12 protein-coding genes are annotated in these 18,586 nt (G+C 63.8%); 10 read left to right on the forward strand and 2 right to left on the reverse strand.

Translation table 11 applies throughout. From position 1 onward, the window contains the following. Nucleotides 1-44 precede the first annotated feature (44 nt). Entirely contained in the window at nt 45-1,229 is a 1,185-nt protein-coding gene (locus tag HFK74_RS18970) for an acetyl-CoA C-acyltransferase (protein WP_180204794.1), read from the forward strand. Between the two features lie 52 nt (nt 1,230-1,281). Here the strand turns inward: HFK74_RS18970 and HFK74_RS18975 are convergent, their stop codons facing one another. Beyond that, a complete protein-coding gene (locus HFK74_RS18975; RefSeq protein WP_180204795.1) occupies nt 1,282-3,975 on the reverse strand; it encodes a LuxR C-terminal-related transcriptional regulator in 2,694 nt (897 codons plus the stop codon). Between the two features lie 216 nt (nt 3,976-4,191). On the opposite strand from HFK74_RS18975, the gene HFK74_RS18980 reads away from it, so the two are divergent. Beyond that, nucleotides 4,192-4,935 carry an SDR family NAD(P)-dependent oxidoreductase gene (locus HFK74_RS18980; RefSeq protein ID WP_180204796.1) on the forward strand — a complete coding sequence of 248 codons (744 nt, stop codon included), beginning with the start codon at nt 4,192-4,194 and terminating at the stop codon, nt 4,933-4,935. A 154-nt stretch (nt 4,936-5,089) separates the two neighbouring features. Here HFK74_RS18980 and HFK74_RS18985 read toward each other — a convergent pair whose 3' ends face one another. After that, nucleotides 5,090-6,169 carry an MBL fold metallo-hydrolase gene (locus tag HFK74_RS18985; RefSeq protein ID WP_180204797.1) on the reverse strand — a complete coding sequence of 360 codons (1,080 nt, stop codon included), beginning with the start codon at nt 6,167-6,169 and terminating at the stop codon, nt 5,090-5,092. A gap of 222 nt (nt 6,170-6,391) precedes the next feature. Between HFK74_RS18985 and HFK74_RS18990 the strand changes: the two genes are divergently transcribed. The 8 genes from HFK74_RS18990 (at nt 6,392) to HFK74_RS19025 (ending at nt 18,490) form a co-directional block, all read left to right on the forward strand. Beyond that, a complete protein-coding gene (locus tag HFK74_RS18990) occupies nt 6,392-8,086 on the forward strand; it encodes a DUF1302 domain-containing protein (protein WP_180204798.1) in 1,695 nt (564 codons plus the stop codon). Nucleotides 8,087-8,185: 99 nt separating this feature from the next. Next, entirely contained in the window at nt 8,186-9,271 is a 1,086-nt protein-coding gene (locus HFK74_RS18995) for a YCF48-related protein (protein WP_180204799.1), read from the forward strand. Beyond that, nucleotides 9,271-11,760: an RND family transporter gene (locus HFK74_RS19000; protein WP_180204800.1), complete on the forward strand. Its 2,490-nt coding sequence runs from the start codon at nt 9,271-9,273 to the stop codon at nt 11,758-11,760. Before HFK74_RS18995 ends, HFK74_RS19000 begins: the two co-directional genes overlap by 1 nt. Nucleotides 11,761-11,785: 25 nt before the next feature. Beyond that, on the forward strand, nt 11,786-12,934 hold the full coding sequence (locus HFK74_RS19005; RefSeq protein ID WP_180204801.1) for an acyl-CoA dehydrogenase family protein: 1,149 nt from the start codon (nt 11,786-11,788) through the stop codon (nt 12,932-12,934). 111 nt (nt 12,935-13,045) lie between these two features. Next, nucleotides 13,046-14,209, forward strand: coding sequence for an acyl-CoA dehydrogenase family protein (locus tag HFK74_RS19010; RefSeq protein WP_180204802.1), 1,164 nt, complete (start codon nt 13,046-13,048; stop codon nt 14,207-14,209). A 171-nt stretch (nt 14,210-14,380) separates the two neighbouring features. Next, nucleotides 14,381-15,811, forward strand: coding sequence for a hypothetical protein (locus tag HFK74_RS19015; RefSeq protein ID WP_180204803.1), 1,431 nt, complete (start codon nt 14,381-14,383; stop codon nt 15,809-15,811). Nucleotides 15,812-15,814: 3 nt separating this feature from the next. Next, a complete protein-coding gene (locus tag HFK74_RS19020) occupies nt 15,815-17,272 on the forward strand; it encodes an acyl-CoA reductase (RefSeq protein ID WP_180204804.1) in 1,458 nt (485 codons plus the stop codon). 156 nt (nt 17,273-17,428) lie between these two features. Next, nucleotides 17,429-18,490 carry an NAD(P)-dependent alcohol dehydrogenase gene (locus tag HFK74_RS19025; RefSeq protein ID WP_180204805.1) on the forward strand — a complete coding sequence of 354 codons (1,062 nt, stop codon included), beginning with the start codon at nt 17,429-17,431 and terminating at the stop codon, nt 18,488-18,490. Nucleotides 18,491-18,586 lie beyond the last annotated feature (96 nt).

Consider the following 18,586-nt stretch of genomic DNA (forward strand, 5'->3'; position numbering starts at 1 on the left):
CATTGCGCCGCTTGCCCTGCGACCCAGCGCTGGAGCGCAATACCATGCAAGACGCCGTTATCGTTTCCACTGCCCGCACGCCGATCGCCAAGGCCTTTCGCGGTGCGTTCAATGATTTCAAATCGCCGTCGATGAGCGCGGTGGCCATTCGTGCCGCCGTCGAGCGCGCGGGCATCGAACCGGGCGAAATCGACGACCTTGTGATGGGCACGGCCATGCAGGGCGGTACCGCGGCGACCAACCTGGCGCGCCTGTCGGCTCTGGCGGCCGGCCTGCCATTGTCGGTCAGCGGCCAGACCATCGACCGTCAGTGCGCGTCGGGGCTGATGGCGATCTCGATTGCCGCCAAACAGATCATGGTCGATGGCATGCAGGTCACCGTCGGTGCCGGCCAGGAGCAGATCAGCCTGGTGCAAAACCCGCACACGCAGTTCGCTGCCGCCGAACAGGATGCCAATGTGTTGCGCATGGCCGAGCATGCCTACATGCCGATGCTGCGAACCGCAGAAATCGTCGCCCGGCGTTACCACATCAGTCGTGAAGCCCAGGACGCCTACAGCCTGCAATCCCAGCAACGTACCGCAGCGGCCCAGGCGGCGGGCCTGTTCGCCGCTGAAATCGTACCGGTCAGCGTGCGCAAGAAAGTCGTCGACAAGCAGAGTGGCGTCGTCACCCATGAAGCCGTGCGCCTGACCCAGGATGAGGGCAATCGCCCACAGACCACCCTCGCCAATCTGCAAGCCCTGGCCCCCGTGCTTGAAGGTGGCTGCATCACCGCGGGCAACGCCAGTCAATTGTCCGATGGCGCCAGTGCCTGTGTGCTGATGAGTGGCGCGCTGGCAGCCCGTTCCGCGGTGCGCCCGCTGGGCTTGTATCGCGGCATCGCCGTGGCGGGCCTGGCGCCGGAAGAAATGGGTATCGGGCCGGTACTGGCGATCCCCAAGTTGCTGCGTCAGCACGGACTGCGCGTGGATGATATCGGCCTGTGGGAGATCAACGAGGCCTTTGCCTGCCAGGTGCTCTACAGCGCGCAGGCCCTGGGCATCGATCCGGCAAGAATGAACGTCAACGGCGGCGCGATCGCCATCGGTCACCCCTACGGCATGAGCGGTGCGCGCATGGTCGGCCATGCGTTGCTGGAGGGTAAGCGCCGCGGCGTGAAGTACGTGGTCGTCAGTATGTGTGTCGGCGGCGGCATGGGTGCCGCCGGGTTGTTCGAAGTGCTCTGATGATGCATCAGGCGCGCGATCCGAACTGGGTTCAGCGGCGAGTCGGTAACGGTCAGTCGATCAGTTTATGGTTGCGCGCCCAGACCATGGCGTCGTAGCGGCTGGACACCCCGAGCTTGGCGTAGATATTGCGCAGGTTCCACTTCACGGTGTCCAGGGTGATGTCCAGCGTATGGGCGATGCGCTTGCTCGACATGGCCTGGGCCACAAGGCTGAGAATCTCGCGTTCCCGGGGTGTCAATTGTGGCTCTTGCCCCGTTTTCGCCTTGCGCCGTGCAGGTGTTGCCGGAGCCGGTGCACAGGGGCCGGTCAACTTATCGATCAGTTGGTCCACGTACCGGCGCACGGGATCTTCAAGAGGGGTTTGGGAAAGACGGCCAAGCAGTTTCTCGCTCAATGCGCCTTCGTCCAGCAAGGTGCGAATCAGCCCCAGGCGCTGTCCGGCTTCCACGGACCGGCGCAGGCACTCGAGGGACTCTTCGGGACGATCGAGGTCTTGCAGCACGCCGGCCGACAGCAGGTCGACCAGCACCGCGAGGCGATGGCGATGGAAACGTTCGGCGTGGTCTCTCACCGTTTGCAACGCCTGCAGGGCTGCCTGGGAATCCTCGCTGATGAGCACCCGTGCGCGGGCCAATGCGGCAATCGCTGGCAGTTCCGCCCGGCCACCGCGCTCGCTGCCGTGGTCGCGGACAAACTCTTCAAGCGATTGCAATAACTCCACCGCTTGATTGCGCTGGCCCTTGATCAGGCTTACGCGGATCTGTTCGCCCAGCAACTGGGCCACCGGGCGAATCTGCCCCAGGCTGCGCAAGTGGGCGATTTGCTGGCGCAGGAAGGTCAGCGCGGCATCCGGGCCTTTCTGCAGCAGGTCGAGCCGGCTGCGGCTGATGTTGGTGCGCACGATGACATCGGGGACGGAGGAGTGCAGCAAGCCGAAACGGTTGGCGATCAGCTCGCGCGCGTCATCGATGCGGTCGAGTTCGTAGAACGCATCGGCCAGGAGGCTGGCACAGAGGTTGGCGCAAATCGAACGGTGCCCGCCTTCGCGGGTGGAGCGCTCCAGCAATTCGGATACCAGCGGTTCGGCCACGCCGATCTCGCCGCTCATCATGTAGGTGGTCAAGCGCGCCGATTCCGCGACCAGTGCCATGTCGTTGCCGCGATCCTGCGCCGGTATCGGATGGATGTCGAACAGGCGCCGGGCATCGGCGTAACGTCCGGCCGTGTAATAGGCAACGCTCAGTGCCGCCAGCAGCATATAGCGCAGGAAGGGGTTTTCCATCGGTGCATCGCGCACGTGCTCCAGCAGGCCGATGGTTCGCTCGCTGTCGTCTTCCTGGATGGCGATGGCCGCGTGGATCACTGGCAGGCCGCTGACCAGTTCGGGGTGTGCGCTGAGGTCGCTGGCCTGTAGACGCTCGAGCCAGGATTTTGCCCTGCCGGGGCGTGACGTCAGCGAAACCGTGACGCAGGCCAGGAACAGCAGGCGTTGATGGGAAAACAGCACATCCTCGGGCATGCGCTCCAGCAGGCGCAGGGTCGGGGCGAGGTACTCCAGGCTCCAGGTGGCTGGCGCTGCCTGCTCGATCACCCGTATCGCAAAATCGATGTCGTCACCCAGGCTGGCGTGGCGAACCGCTTCGGTCAGGCAGTTGTGCCCGGCGAACCATTGGGCGCCGAGGCGGTGCAAGGCGCGGATATCCCGACCCCGACGCTCCAGGCGCGTGCTGAGGAACTCACCGAACAACGGCTGGAAGCGATACCAGGTCATGCGGTCTTCGGAGTCGACCCGCTGGATCAGCAGGTTCTCGTCTTCCATGCGCTGCAGCAGTTCACCGGCCCCGGCATTGCCGGTCACGGCCATGGCCATGGCGGCGTTGAACCGACGGAAGATCGACAACGCCTCGGCCACTTCGACCAGTTCGTCCGGCAGGTGCGCCACCACTTCTTCGCTCAGGTAGCTTTGCAGGTCGCTGGAGCGCCAGACCAGGTCATTGAGCAACGAGCGGGTAGAGGGGCGGTTCTTGAGCATGATGACGATCAGTTGCAGGCACGACGGCCAGCCACTGGTGAGGTCATGGATCAGGCTCAGCTCATCGGCATTGATCTTGTCGGTGCCCAGGTTCTCTTCGACGAAGGTGCGGGTCTCGGCAAGGTCGAACGGCAACTCGGCGCTTTCGATTTCCACCACCTGGTCCATGACACGCAGGCGCGACAGGCTTAGCGGTGGGTTGACCCGCGAGGCCAGCACCAGATGCAGGTTGCCCGGGCTGTGGTCGAGCAGTGTTTGAATCAGTTTGTGCGCATGGGGGACTTCCACATGGTGGTAGTCGTCGACGATCAGGTACAGCTCCTTGCTCAGCATGGCCGCCGCTTCGACGATGATGGCGACACAGGTTTGCATCGCCGGCAGCGTGTGGTCTTCGCGCAACAGGTCGATGTCCACTTCGATGCCCAGCCGGCGCAACCCTTCAAATAACGCTGTGCAGAAGGCGGTGTACCCCTTGTCTTCGGCCATCAGCGAAACCCAGGCAACTTCCGCGCCGGCCATGAGCCGGTCCTGGCGCCACTGCGCCATCAAGGTCGTCTTGCCGTAACCCGCCGCACCGGTGACCAGCGCCAGTTTGCAGTGATGCATGCGTTTGAGCTGAGCGAGCAGGGCGCTGCGAGGCACGTGGCGAGTGCCGATGCGCGGTGGCGAAAACCGGGTCGAGACCAGGTGTCTGGCTGGGGTGTCTGACAACTTTCTATCCTCGCGCCACGGTCACGGCGACTCACGCGCCGGGCGAAACTAGCCAACCTGTCGATGCAGGTCAAGATTTTAAGATAGTGCCTTTTGAGCCCCTGTGGTGTTGCCCGGATTCAACGCGTAGTCCATCCGCAAAGGGGGGGACGAGAGGGCCGGCTTGTTTTCTAAGATCCTTCCGGTCCCGCTTTGGGTACTCACGAAGGAATCACAATGAAACTGGATAATAAAGTAGCCGTCGTCACGGGCGCGGCATCGGGACTTGGCCTGGCCACTTGCAAGGCACTGGCGGCAGCCGGGGCCAGGGTGGTGGGGTTCGACCTGGATCAACAACGGCTTGATGCAGCGCTCGATGGCATGGTCGGCGTCGCGGTCGACGTGTCCGACGAAGCCAGCGTCAAGGCGGCCATCGACACCGTGGTGCAACGCTTTGGCGCGGTGCATGTGGCGGTCAACTGCGCGGGAATCCTGGGGCCGTGCAAGACTCTTTCCAAGGGCCAGCTGTTTCCAACCGAACTGTGGAACCGTGTGCTGGGGGTCAACCTCACCGGTACCTTCAACATGATCCGCCACGCCGCCCTGGCCATGTCCACGAACACGCCCGGGGACAGTGGCGAGCGCGGGGTGATCATCAACACGGCGTCGGGTGCTGCGCGTGAGGGGCAGATGGGGCAAGCGGCCTACAGTGCGAGCAAGGCCGGGGTCATTGGCATGACCCTGCCGATCGCCCGCGACCTGGCCGAACACGGGATCCGCGTGGTGAGCCTGGCGCCGGGACTGTTCGAGTCCGGCATGTCCGCGGGCATGCCGGCAAAAGTCTCGGAGACCATCGTCAACGGCTTGCTGTTTCCCCGGCGCATGGGCCTGCCAGAGGAGTTCGCCGCGCTGGTGCGACATGTGGTGGAGAACGCCTACCTCAACGCACTGACCCTGGATATCCAGTGCGGCACCCGTTGATCTGACGGGCAATAACCTGTGGCGAGGGGATTTATCCCCGTTGGGTCGCGAATCGGCCCTCAGCGTCCAACCAAGCAACTAGAGCTGTCTGGACTTGCGACTGCTTCGCAGCCGAACGGGGATGAATCCCCTCACCACAAGGTGGCCGGAATTATTAGTGTGATGTCGAGCCTTTGCTGCTTCGGTACCAGGCCACACCTTGTTCATCAAGGGAGACACTGACCTCATCACGCAATAACAAGTGATTGAGGCAAGCCAGGGTCTCGCCAGTCGCCAGGGTGAAGCGGGTGGCGTCGTCGTTGCGCACGGCGGCGCTGAACAGCAGCGTGAACAGGTCGATCACGCGTCTGGGCTCGTCAAGGCCCGCGCGCAAGCGATCCAGTGCGCCATGGGCATCCGCCTGCAGTTGCTCGATCCGCGCATGCAAGCCACGGAAAGGTTTGTTGTGCGACGGCAACACCAACACATCATCCGGCACGCGACGGCGCAGGGTGGCCAGGGATTCAAGCCAGTCGGCCATCGGATCGGCGTCCGGCTCGAACGGCTGCACCGAGACGTTGGACGAGATGCGCGGCAGCACCTGGTCGCCTGAAATCAGCAGTTTGCGGCCGGCGTCGTACAGGCAGGCGTGTTCCGGCGAATGTCCGGCGCCCACCACCACTTCCCAGTAATGCCCGCCGATGTCCAGTCGCTCGCCGTCGCGCAGGCGTCGATAGCTGTCGGGCAACGGCGAAATCATCCGGCCGAAGCTGCCGAAGCGCTGGCGATAGCGTTCCAGGGCCTGCCCGTCCCATCCGGCGCGCCGATAGAACCTGAGTGTTTCCTCAGGCGCCGGGCACCCGCTGTCGCTGACCAGCAGGCGGCATTGCAGGTACTCCAGGCGCGTCATCCACAAGCGAGTGCCGGTCTGGCGGGTCAGCCAGCCGGCCATGCCGACATGGTCCGGATGAAGATGGGTGGCGATCACCCGGGTCAATGGAGCCTCACGCAACCTGCCTTCGAGCAACGGGCGCCAAAGGGCGATCGTTTGGTCGTCATGAATGCCGGTATCGACCAGCGCGGTACCAGCCCCGTCGGCCAGGAGCCAGACGTTGATGGCGCCCAGGGACACCGGCAGCGGTAGCCGCAGCCACTGTACGCCCGGCGCAATCGGCTCGGGTACGCCAGGCGTGGGCAGCGTGGCGAAGGGGTAGCTGATCGGCGCGCCCGCGCGGGTCGGTGTGTCGTCCGTCATGGTGTTCTCCCGTTTGTGATCAACGCCGGCACACCCGGTGCAGGTGCGCAATCGGCTCGATGTGCCAAACGCTACCGGGAGGGGGGTAGGGGTGCACCCCCCTTTCAGAAAGGGGGGGGAGGACCGCGGCCAGACGCTGGCACCCTGCGCAGCACCCGATCACTGATCGAGTGGCTTGCGAACCTGGATGTCCAGGTTCAACCCAGGGGAGGAGGCACCCAGATGAATAACAAGAACAAATCGAATCAAAGTCATCCCACCAGTTCTCATGCATTGAAGGCAACGGTCGTGGCCATGTGCGCGATAGCCTGCGGCAGCGCCGGCGCGGTCGAGATCGATACCGGCAACGACGACCTGCAACTGCGTTGGGACAACACCCTGCGTTACAACCTGGGGATGCGTACCGAAGGGCAGGACAAGGCGATCCTGGCCAACCCGAACAACGATGACGGCGACCGCAACTTCGACAAGCACCGGCTGGTCAACAATCGCCTGGACGTCCTCACCGAGTCAGACCTCATCTACAAGGGCAAGTACGGCGCACGCGTCAGTGCCGCGCTCTGGTACGACGCCGCCTACGCCGGTGACCTGGACAACGACAGTATCGCCACCTCCAACCACCTCAATTCCAGTGGTCGTCCGGCCACTGGCCTTAGCCGCTACACCGACCGCTACTACGAAGGCCCGTCCGGCGAATGGATGGATGCCTTCGTTTTCGGCGAGTACGAGCTGGGTGATATGCCGCTCAAGGCCCGCCTGGGCCGCCATACGGTGAACTGGGGTGAGTCGTTGCTGGGCGCCGGCGCCATCCATGGCATCTCCTACGGCCAGGCACCCCTGGACCAGGGCAAGGCGCTGGCCCTGCCGGGGATCGAGGCCAAGGAGCTGTACCTGCCGCGCAACCAGCTTTCCGCGCAGTTGCAGGTCAACCCCGAATGGTCTTTCGCTGCGCAGTATTTCTTCGAATGGCGGCCATCGCGAGTGCCTGAAGCCGGCAGCTACCTGGGGTTTGCCGACATTTACCAACAAGGTGGCGAGTCGTTCATCCTCAGCCCCACACTGCGTGCCATCCATGGCGATGACATCGAACCGCGCAATTCCGGCGACTGGGGCGTGATGACGCGCTGGAGCCCGGAGTGGCTGGACGGCACCCTGGGATTCTACGTACGCCAGTTCTCCGACACGCTGCCACAGGTGATCCTGCTGGCTAATGCGCGCCCGCAGTATTACCTCAACTACGCCGACAAGATCGACATGTACGGCATCAGCCTGTCGAAGGAAATCGGCGGCATCAGCGTCGGTGCCGACCTCGACTATCGCCGCAATATGCCGCTGGTGAGCTCGGCGGCACGGGTCACCTCGGTCGCACAACTGCCGGACGACGGCGACATTCTCGGCGCCCGTGGCGACACCCTGCACGGTGTGCTCAACGCGATCGGCACGGTCAGCCCGACCCCGCTGTTCGACAGCGCCAGTTGGTCGACCGAACTGACCTGGAGCCGCTGGATCTCGGTCAACGACGATCCGCTGCACCTGTTCAAGGGCTCGTCTGCCTACAAGGCGGTGCCGAGCAACATCGACGAAGTGTCCCGCGATGCCTATGGCATCGCCGTCAACTTCACACCGACCTGGTACCAGGTGTTCCCCGGTGGCGACCTGTCGATGCCAATCAGTTACTCCCAAGGCCTTTCGGGCAACTCCGCGGTCGCTTCCGGCGGCAACAAGGACGCTGGCAGCTACGCGGTGGGGCTGGGGCTGGACCTCTACAGCCGCTACCGCTTCGACCTGAAGTACGTGGACTACTTCGGTGATTACTCGACCAACCCGGTGACTGGCGCAGCCCTGACGCCGAGTGGCAGCCAGGCGTTGCTGGAAGATCGCGGTGCGGTGTTCTTCACCTTCAAGACCACCCTCTGAGCCGCGCTTGAGGCGATTGCAAGCCCGCCCACGACGGTCCCGCCGCGGACCGTCGTTGGAGCAATGCGCGCTCGCGCGCACCTGATGTGAGGTGACAACGTGTTTAAACAACTGTTACGGCCCCCCTTGGTGATCCTGGCCACGCTCATGGTGTTGCCGGCGTTCGCCCAGCCGGGCTTCGTCTCGCCGCTGGACACGCCGGCGTTGCAAAGCGCCAAGGCGATCCAGGCACCCATCAATGCCTTGGCCAAGGCCGGGGGACGGCTGATCGCGGCCGGCCAGCGCGGCCATATTCTTTATTCAGACAACGCCACGAACTGGGTCCAGGCCCAGGTGCCCGTCAGCTCGGACCTCACGGCGCTGGCGTTTCCCAGTGCCAGCCAGGGCTGGGCCGTTGGCCACGAAGGCGTGGTGTTGCACAGCGACGATGGGGGCAAGACCTGGTCCAAGCGCCTGGATGGCCAGCAGATCGCCGAGATCTTGCTCAAGCAATACGGCCACCCCGCCAACCCGGATGACCCTGAGGCGCAACGCCTGAAACAGGACGCCGAATTGTTCGCCGCCCAGGGCGCCGACAAGCCGCTGCTGGATGTGTGGTTCGCCGATGAGCGCACGGGCTTCGTCACCGGGGCCTTCAACCTGATCTTGCGCACCGGGGATGGCGGCCAGACCTGGACCGCCTGGCAGGACCGTGTCGATAACCCGCGCAGCATGCACCTGTATGGCCTGCGCCCGGCGGCCGGTACGCTGTTCATGGTCGCCGAGCAGGGACTGGTACTGAAACTGGACGCGGCCAGCCAGCGTTTCACCAAGGTCGAGCTGCCCTATGAGGGCACCTTGTTCGGCCTGGTCGGCGATGACCAGCTGGTGCTGGTCTACGGCCTGCGCGGCAACGCCTTGCGCAGCCTCGATGGCGGCGCCAGCTGGAGCACGGTCGACACCGGCATCCAGGAAGGCATCACCAGCGGACTCATCGTCGACGACGGCTCGATCCTGCTGGCCAGCCAGACCGGCCAATTGCTCCGTTCCACCGATCGCGGGGCGACATTCAGCCGCGTCCCGCTGCACCGCGTGGCCCCCAACTTCGCCCTGGCACCTGCCGCCGACGGGGCTGTCGCCCTGGCCGGACTGGGTGGCGTGCGCGTGCAAAGCCTGCAACAGAACAAGCCAGTCGGAGAGCCGTGATGGGTAGCCACAAAGCCCGCGACAACCTGCAGTCCATCAGCAACCTTGCTGATTTCAACCACCAGTCGGGCAGTCGCCTGGAGCGGTTGATCTTCAACCATCGCCTGCTGGTCATCCTCTTGTGCAGCGTCGTCACAGTCATCCTCGGGTGGGATTCGTCGCGCCTGACGCTCAATGCCGCGTTCGAGAAAACCATTCCGCAGAATCAGCCGTACATCCGTAACTTCCTGGAGAACCGCGACGAACTCAAGGGCCTGGGCAATGCCGTGCGCGTGGTGGTGCAGAACCGCTCGGGCGATATCTTCGATCCGGCGTACCTGCAGGCACTCAAGCACATCAACGATGAGCTGTTCCTGACGCCGGGCGTCGACCGGGCCAACGTCAAGTCGTTGTGGATGCCAGTGGTGCGCTGGAACGAGGTGACCGAAGAAGGTTTCGCCGGCGGCCCGGTGATGCCCGACAATTACACCGGCTCCCGGGACAGCATCGACGCCTTGCGCCAGAACATCGGCCGCGCGCAGTTGCTGGGCAATCTGGTGGGCAGCGATTTCCGCTCCAGCATGATTTTCCTGCCGCTGCTGGACAAGGACAACAACACCGGCCAGGCGCTGGACTACCGGGAGTTGTCCAAACGCCTGGAGAGCATCCGCGCGCAGTTCTCGGGCACCCAGGGCAGCGCCGACCTGGAGATCCGCATTGTCGGATTCTCCAAGGTCGTGGGCGACCTGCTCGACGGTTTGCAACAGATGATCCTGTATTTCGCCGTGGCGGCGGTGATCGCTGCGCTGATCATCTTTGCCTGGACCCGTTGCGTGCGCAGCACCGTGCTGGTGCTGGGCTGCTCCTGCATCGCCGTGTTGTGGCAGTTGGGGCTGATCGCCCGCCTGGGTTACGAGCTGGACCCCTATTCGATCCTCGTGCCGTTCCTGGTGTTCGCCATCGGCGTGTCCCATGGCGCGCAGAAAATGAACGGGATCATGCAGGACGTGGCCCGTGGCACCCATCGGCTGGTCGCCGCCCGCTATACCTTCCGCCGTCTGTTTTTGGCCGGGGTGACGGCGCTGGTGGCCGACGCCGTGGGCTTTGGCGTGTTGATGCTGATCGACATCCCGGTGATCCAGGACCTGGCGATCACCGCGTCCATCGGGGTCGCCCTGTTGGTGTTCACCAACCTGATCCTGTTGCCGGTGATGCTGTCCTATACCGGCGTCAGTCCCAAGGCCGCGGCGCGCAGCCTGCGCAAGGAGCAGCGTGAAACCAGTGGGGTCTGGCGTCTGCTGGAGCGCTTTACCGAGCGTCGCTGGGCGTCAGCGCTGCTCCTGGGCTCGTCGCTGCTGACGGTGGCCGGCTTTGTCGTCAGCACCCACCTGCAGATCGGCGACCTGGATGCCGGCGCCTCGGAATTGCGCCCCAACTCGCGCTACAACCTCGACAACGCCTACATCAACGGCAACTACTCGCTGTCTTCGGACCAGTTCGCGGTCATCGTCAAGACCCGGGCCGAAGGTTGCCTGGAGTACCAGACCCTGGTCGATGCCGATCGCCTGGGCTGGGTCCTGCAGCAAGTGCCGGGAGTGCAGAGCACGGTGTCCCTGGCCGATGCGGTGCGCAAGATCACGGCGGGCTCCTACGAGGGCAGTCCCAAGTGGATGTCGATCTCGCCCAACCAGGACGTGCTCAACTATGCGGCGCGGACCGCGAGCACCAGTAACCCCGAGCTGTTCAACAACGACTGCTCGGTGATGCCGGTGGTGGCCTACCTCACGGATCACAAGGCGCAGACCCTGGATCAAGTGGTGCAGGCCGCGCAAGCCTTCGCCACCGCGCACAGCACGCCGGACCGGCAGTTCCTGCTGGCCGCCGGCAGCGCCGGGATCGAAGCGGCAACCAACATCGTGGTGAAAAAGGCCAACCTGACCATGCTGATGTACGTGTACGCGGCGGTCATTGTGCTGTGCTTCATCACCTTCCGCAGCTGGCGCGCGGTGGTGGTGGCCGTGGTGCCGCTGGTGATCACCTCGATTCTCTGCGAGGCGTTGATGGTGCTGCTGGGCATGGGCGTCAAGGTCGCGACCCTGCCGGTGATCGCGCTGGGCGTGGGCATCGGCGTCGACTACGCCCTGTATCTGCTGAGCATCCAGCTGGCCCGGCAACGTGCCGGCGACACATTGGCCCAGGCCTACCGGCATGCCTTGCGGTTCACCGGCAAAGTCGTGGCGCTGGTGGGGGTGACCCTGGCAGCGGGTGTGATCACCTGGGCGTTCTCGCCCATCAAGTTCCAGGCCGACATGGGCATCCTGCTGACCTTCATGTTCCTCTGGAACATGCTCGGCGCCCTGGCCCTGATCCCGGCGTTGTCGCACTTCCTGCTGAGGGACGTGCACGTGTGCGGTTCGCCGGTGGACATGTCGGCGACCACGCAGACGTCAGCCGCCTCATCCAAGACCCGGATTGTGCCGTGCGTGCAGGCCGATCCGAACCCTGTCTGACCCCCTCAATTCATAAGGAATCACCATGAGCGATACATCTGCAGCGTTCCTCGGCGAACAGGAAATCATGATCCGCGACTCGGCGCGCAAGGTCGCCGCCGAGGTGGTTGCCCCCACGGCAGCCGAACGTGATCGCAGCGCCGCCTGGCCTCGCGATGAGCTGCGCGCCGTTGCCGATCTGGGCTTTCTCGGCATGCTGATCCCCGAAGCGTATGGTGGTGCCGGTGCCAGCTTCGTCGAGTACTGCCTGGCCATCGAGGAGTTCGCTGCCGCCGATACCGGGTTCGCCACCCTGATCCACGTCCACAACTCGGTGGGCCTTGCCGTCGCGCGGCTGGGTAACGAAGAACAGAAGCGCAAGTACCTGCCGGACCTGGCCAGTGGCAAACGCATCGGCGCCTTCTTGCTCAGCGAACCCCATGCCGGTTCCGACACGGCAGCGTTCCGTACCCAGGCGCGACGCGAGGGCGAGCACTACGTCATCAATGGCAGCAAGCAGTTCATTTCCAACGGCAACGAAGCGGGCCTGGGCCTGGTGCTGGCAGTCACTGACAAAACTGCCGGCAAGCAGGGCAGTAGCTTGCTGATGGTCGACCCGCAACAAAGCCCCGGTTACGTCGTGGCACGGGTGGAGCACAAGATGGGCCAGCGTTCGGCCCATGTCGCGCAGATCCAGTTGGAGCAATGCCGGGTACCACTGGCGAATGTGCTGGGCGAGGAAGGGGCCGGTTATCGCAGTGTGATGGGTTCGCTGTCGGAAGGACGGGTGGCCATCGCCGCCGTCGCCACCGGTACCGCACGCGCAGCGCTGGATGCGGCGGTGGGTTACGCCAAGGAGCGCGAGGCCTATGGTGCACCCATCATCAAGCTGCAAGGGGTGGCATTCGACCTCGCGGACATGGCGGCGCAAGTCGATGTCGCCCATCACTACATGGTGCATGCCGCGCGGCTGTGCGAGGCGGGGGTGGCCTGTGCCAAGGAAGCTTCGATGGCCAAACTGTTCGCCAGCGAAATAGCGGAGAAGGTGTGTTCCGACGCGCTGCAGATCCATGGCGGCTACGGCTACCTGAACGATTTTCCGGTGGAGCGCTACTGCCGGGATGTGCGGGTGACCAAAATCTACGAAGGCACCAGCCACATCCAGAAGCTGATCATCGCTCGCAGCCTGGGCTGACGACTCGTGCCTGCCCCCTCCGCGGGGAGGGGGCGACCTGCCAACCGCCAGGCGTAACCTGTTTTCAAGAGCAGGCTCGCATACGCCGGTGGATGGACAGGGAACCAGACCATGAAGATACAGGGCACGACCGAAGCGCAGCGACATGCGGTGGACAGCTTCCGTACCTTCCTCGCGTCTGAGGTAGTGCCCGTGGTGCAGGCATTCCGGGGCGGGCCGATGCCTCGGGAAAAAATGCGTGAAATCACCCAGGGCATTGCCGAATTCGGCCTGCCCGGCGCCAGTATCGGGCAGGCGCAAGGTGGCATGGGGCTGTCGCTGGTCACCGAAGCCATGCTCCTGGAAGAGCTGTGCGTGGTGTCCTGCGAAATCGCCCACTGCGTCATCGTCAACATGCTCGTCGCCAGCGCCCTGGTCGACTTGCCCGCGGCGCGGCAAGCGCTGCGCGAGCGCTATCTGCCGGAATTGCTCGCCGGTCGCCGCCTTGCCGGAATTTACCTGCACCAGGCCGATGCCCTGGCAACGCTGGCCGAAGGTGGCGTCGATGCCTGGTCAACCGGGCACGGCTGGGTCATCAACGGTGCCCATGAGCGGGTATGCAACGGCCATTATTCGGACTTCCTGATAACCGGGGTGCGCAACGAGGAGGGCGCGTTGTGTCACCTGCTGGTGGACCGTGAGCAGCATGGCTACGCCTCGCGGATCATCGACAGGCGGACCCTGATCGGCACATTCAACACCCGAGTGTCCTTCAGCAATGTGCGCGTGCCGGCCGGCCATTCGATCTGGGAAGAACAGGAAGTCCCGGCAGGACTGCTGGAAAAGATCGACACCGACGCAGCCTTGCTCTTGATCGGTTTGGCGCGCGCGGTACTGCAGAAATGCATTGCCAGCGCGCGAATCCCTGACGACTCCGGCAGGGCGGCGGCATCGCAGCCGCTGGTGGCACTGAGGATTGCCGAAATGGCGACCCGTATCGAAGCGGCGAAACTCATGTGCTTTCAGGCGTATTCACTGATCGATAGCGGCACGCGCTGCCGGACCCAGGCACTCATGGCCCGCTGGCTGGCCAGTGAAACGCTGCTCAAGGCTTGCCAGGACGCACTGCAACTGCCCGGCGGCAAGGGCCTGGGCGCCGCACTGGACCTCGAACGACTGGTGCGCGAATCCATCCTGCTGCCGACGCCCCACGGCCTGACCGACACGCAGAAATTATCGATCGCCAAGGCACTCACGGGCATCAGCGTCCCAGACCCGGAACAACCTGCCCCATAGCGCCTCGCAAAAGAAATAATAACTATATAGATCAATGTGTTGCGAAGTATCTTGGGCCGCCGGAACACGGAAATGATTTTGCCTTGCGCACCCTTAAACTGGGTCCGCCATCAAGGCCGTTGCACACCGACGGTCAAGGCACGACCCCCGTGAATCCCCGGAGACAGTCCCGTGACAACAACAATAGAAGAACAGGTCGAACTGCTGCTGAGCGATCCGGCGGCCCTGGTCGGGCATAACCTGCAGAACTGGAAGCAAATGCCCGCCGAACAGATCAATGCGCTGCAGCTGGCCGGGCTGAAACGGCGTTTCGGCGAAATGCGCGACCATATCGCAGTGTTGAAGAAACTGGCGGACGCCGAAGGCATCGAGCACATCGAACAACTGGACGACGTGGTGCCCTTGCTGTTCGAACACACCCTGTTCAAGTCCTACCCGCCGTCGCTACTGGAAAAAAACAACTTCGCCGCGATCAACAAATGGCTGGGCAAGCTGGTGATTCCGCAGCTTGCCGAGAAAATCGCCGCCGTCGACGTCAGCGCCTGCAAAGGCCTGGACGACTGGTTCGAGACCATGGACAGCGCCGTCCCCGAGCTGTGCTTGAGCCACACTTCGGGCACTTCCGGGACGCTGTCTTTCTTGCCTTGCAGCGCCCGTGAGTTCGAAAAAGCTTCCCAGGTGCGCAAGCTCTACGCCTGGAACATGACCGGCGCGGACACCCCGGACCCCGACCTGCACACGGCGTATCCGTACTACCGCAAAGGCTACCTCAGCCACCTGCGCGGCATGGGCTCGCTGACGCGGGTGCTGCTGCCCGATCTCTCGCATTTCCACCCGGCCTATCCGTCGACCCTATCCAGCGACGTACTGCGCCTGGGCGCCCGGCTGCGGGCCGCCCATGCCAATGGCACGCTGGATCGCCTGGTGGTGGCGCCCGAGCTGCTGGCCAAGAAAAAAGCCTTCGACCAGCAACAGGCCGAGATGCCGCAGCACCTGGCGGCCTTTTTCGACGACATCGCCACTCGCCTCAAAGGCAAACGCGTGTACCTCGGCGGCACTTGGAACCTGCTGCACAACATGGCCGTGGCCGGTCTGGAGCGTGGCCTGGAAGGGGTGTTCCACCCCGATTCCTACATCATCACCACCGGCGGCGCCAAAGGCGTCGTGCCGCCCGAGAACTGGCGCGAAGACGTCATGCGCTTTCTGGGGGTGAAGACGCTGAACGAGTCCTATGCCATGTCGGAGGTGGTCAGTGGTTCGCACCTCAAATGCGAACAAGGCAACTACCACTTTTCGCACACCGCGATTCCCTTCCTGCTCGATCCCGAAACCAGCAAGCCTTTACCGCGCCACGGGCGCCAGACCGGGCGCGCGGCGTTCTTCGACCTGGGTGCCGACATCCATTGGGGCGGCTTCATCACCGGCGACGAGGTCACCATCGAATGGGATGAACCCTGCACCTGCGGGCGCCACAGCCGCTACGTGGTCGGGGCGATCCAGCGCTACAGCGAAAAGAACGGCGGCGACGACAAGATCACCTGTGCCGCATCCGAACAGTCCCATCGCGAAGCGATGGATTTCCTCAACACCCTGGAAGGCTGAGCCATGTCCCATCCCATTGCACCGATGATCATTCGTGGTCAAGTCATCACCGACAACCTGATCGAAGTGGGAGGCCGCGGCGGCGACCTGAGCTTCCTCACCCCGGACGCGAGCAAGTACATCGACCAGTTGCCCCTGGGCAATCCGGCGAAGCTCGCCGATCTGTACCGCTTGAGTTTCGACGACATTCTCGATTACGCCGTCGAACTCGGCGCGCGCCTGGACCTGGACAAGAACCGGTACCTGCAGGAAGCCTGTGAACTGTCATTCCTGACGGCGCCGACCACGCCGACCATCGTCAAGGGCTCCTACATGGGTCTCAAGCACTTGCTGTCCCGTGAGTTCATCACGGAAATGGCGGAAAGTACGGTCGGCATCAAGTACCTGGAAGGCTGGGTGCCGCAGACCCTGCTCGACGGCACTGAGCTAGAGGTGCGTTGCTTCGGTGCGCGCACCCTGCACATCGTCGCCGGCAACGCGGTGTCCCTGTCGTTGTGGACCATCATCCGCAACATGGTGCTGCGCAGCGACGCGATCATCAAGGCGCCGTCCAACGACCCGTTCACCGCGCTGGCCATCGCCCGCACCATGGTCGACATGGCCCCGGAGCATCCGCTGACCAAACACCTTTCAGTGGCTTACTGGAAGGGCGGCGACGAGGCGTTCGAGCAGCGCCTGTACCAACCGCAGAACCTGGAAAAAATCGTCGCCTGGGGCGGTTTCGCCTCGATGAAGCACGTGACCAAGTACATCCAGCCCGGCCTTGAGCTGATTTCCCTGGACCCCAAGCGCAGCGCCAGCATCATCGGCCAGGAGGCCTTCTACAGCGAAGCGAACATGCGCGAAGCGGCGGTGCGCCTGGCGGCCGACATCGGTGCGATCAATCAGAAGGGCTGTGTCTGCGCGCGGGTGGTGTATGTGCAGAGCGGCACGGACGAGCTGGGCCTGCAGAGGCTCAACACCTTTGGCCAGTATGTCTATGAAGCCATGCTGGGCTTGCCCAACACCCTGAGCACCGCGCCCAAGCGTTACGACCAGGGCTTGAAGGCCCACGTCGACGCACTGCGCCTGGATGACGAGTGGTACCAGGTCATCGGCGGCAAGGAAGGCGAGGGGGCGATCATCTGTTCGCAATTGCCGGAACCGGTGTCCTTCGCTGCCAGCCTCGACGACCGTACCGCCAACCTGGTGCCGGTCGACGACTTGAGCGAAATGATGGCTGCGGTCGACGCCTACACCCAGACCGTCGGCGTGTATCCGGAGAGCATTAAGGACCAGCTCAAGGATGTGCTGCCGCTGTATGGCGCCCAGCGCATCGTTTCCCTGGGCTACGCCGCCGCCATGAAGTTTGCCGCGCCCCAGGATTCCATCGAGCCGATGCGGCGCATGGGCAAGTGGATCTCCAACCAGATCGCCGCGCCAGAAACCAGCGCCGCGCCCTGGTTGCGCCCGTCGATCTGACACAAAACGCGTGAACACCACTTGACCCTGTGGGAGCGAGCCTGCTCGCGATGGCGTCCGGCCAGCCAACATCTTCGCTGGATAGACCGGCCTCATCGCGAGCAGGCTCGCTCCCACAGTTTTTGCATTGCTTGTTCAATATTTGGAGAAATGAACATGACCACCTGCATCGGCTACGGCGCCCACGAAGCCAACGCCCCCCTCGAACCCCTGCGCTTCGAACGCCGTGAGCTGCGCGCCGACGACGTCGCCATCGACATCGACTACTGCGGCGTCTGCCATTCCGACCTGCATTACGTGCATAACGACTGGAAAAGCACGCGCTTTCCCTGTGTACCGGGCCATGAAATCGTCGGTCGGGTCAGCGCCGTGGGTTCGGCAGTCGTGCGTTACCGCGCTGGCGATCGGGTCGCCGTTGGCTGCATGGTCGACAGCTGCCAGCAATGCGAAGCCTGCGAGCAGCATCAGGAGCCACACTGCAGCCATGGCATGACACCCACCTACAACGGCCTGGACCGCCTCAGCGGCGAGGTGACCCGCGGTGGCTACGCCCAGCACATCGTGGTGCGCGAACGCTTCGTGTTGCGGGTGCCGCCGGCACTGGACCCGCGCTTCACCGGTCCGTTGCTGTGCGCCGGCATCACCGTCTGGGCGCCGATGCGCGAGCACGACGTCAAGGCCGGTACGCGCCTGGCGGTCATCGGGCTGGGCGGGCTGGGGCACATGGCGGTCAAGCTCGGCGTTGCGTTGGGCGCCGAGGTTACCGTGATCACCACCTCACCCGGCAAGGCCGATGATGCCCTGGCGCTCGGCGCGCATCATGTACTGCTGTCCACCGACGCGCAGGCGATGAAAACCGCCGCCAGCAGCTTCGACCTGATACTCGACACCATCCCGCGCGGCCACAACGTCAATCCTTACCTGATGCTGCTGGCGCGCAACGGCAAACTCGTACTGGTCGGCGCCCTGGAACCGCTGGAGCCGATTCACGGTGCCTTGCTGGCGATCAACAACCGCTCGATTGCCGGCGCGTTGATCGGTGGGCTGGAACAGACCCAGCAGTTGCTGGACTTCTGCGCCGAGCACCAAGTGCTGCCAAGTTGCGAAATGATCGACATCCAGGACATCAACCAGGCGTTCGCGCGCATGCAGAACAACGATGTGAAGTATCGCTTCGTGATCGACATGGCGTCGCTCAAGGATGTCGACCTGGCCTGACGATAGGTTCTCCGCTTGCTTGCCATCCCATACCCCCCTTAACGAGAGGGGCGGTATGGGGCTGGCAGAGGCATAACGGTTCATTCATGGACCACG

Source organism: Pseudomonas sp. SbOxS1 (genome assembly GCF_013416725.1).
In the GTDB taxonomy this organism is placed as follows: Bacteria; Pseudomonadota; Gammaproteobacteria; order Pseudomonadales; family Pseudomonadaceae; genus Aquipseudomonas.

Bases quoted from the DNA above. Each gene is read 5' to 3' on its own strand.
- HFK74_RS18970 (WP_180204794.1), top strand. From the start codon at position 45: ATGCAAGACGCCGTTATCGTTTCCACTGCCCGCACGCCGATCGCCAAG.
- HFK74_RS18980 (WP_180204796.1), top strand. From the start codon at position 4,192: ATGAAACTGGATAATAAAGTAGCCGTCGTCACGGGCGCGGCATCGGGA.
- HFK74_RS18985 (WP_180204797.1), bottom strand. From the start codon at position 6,169: ATGACGGACGACACACCGACCCGCGCGGGCGCGCCGATCAGCTACCCC.
- HFK74_RS18990 (WP_180204798.1), top strand. From the start codon at position 6,392: ATGAATAACAAGAACAAATCGAATCAAAGTCATCCCACCAGTTCTCAT.
- HFK74_RS19000 (WP_180204800.1), top strand. From the start codon at position 9,271: ATGGGTAGCCACAAAGCCCGCGACAACCTGCAGTCCATCAGCAACCTT.
- HFK74_RS19005 (WP_180204801.1), top strand. From the start codon at position 11,786: ATGAGCGATACATCTGCAGCGTTCCTCGGCGAACAGGAAATCATGATC.
- HFK74_RS19010 (WP_180204802.1), top strand. From the start codon at position 13,046: ATGAAGATACAGGGCACGACCGAAGCGCAGCGACATGCGGTGGACAGC.
- HFK74_RS19020 (WP_180204804.1), top strand. From the start codon at position 15,815: ATGTCCCATCCCATTGCACCGATGATCATTCGTGGTCAAGTCATCACC.
- HFK74_RS19025 (WP_180204805.1), top strand. From the start codon at position 17,429: ATGACCACCTGCATCGGCTACGGCGCCCACGAAGCCAACGCCCCCCTC.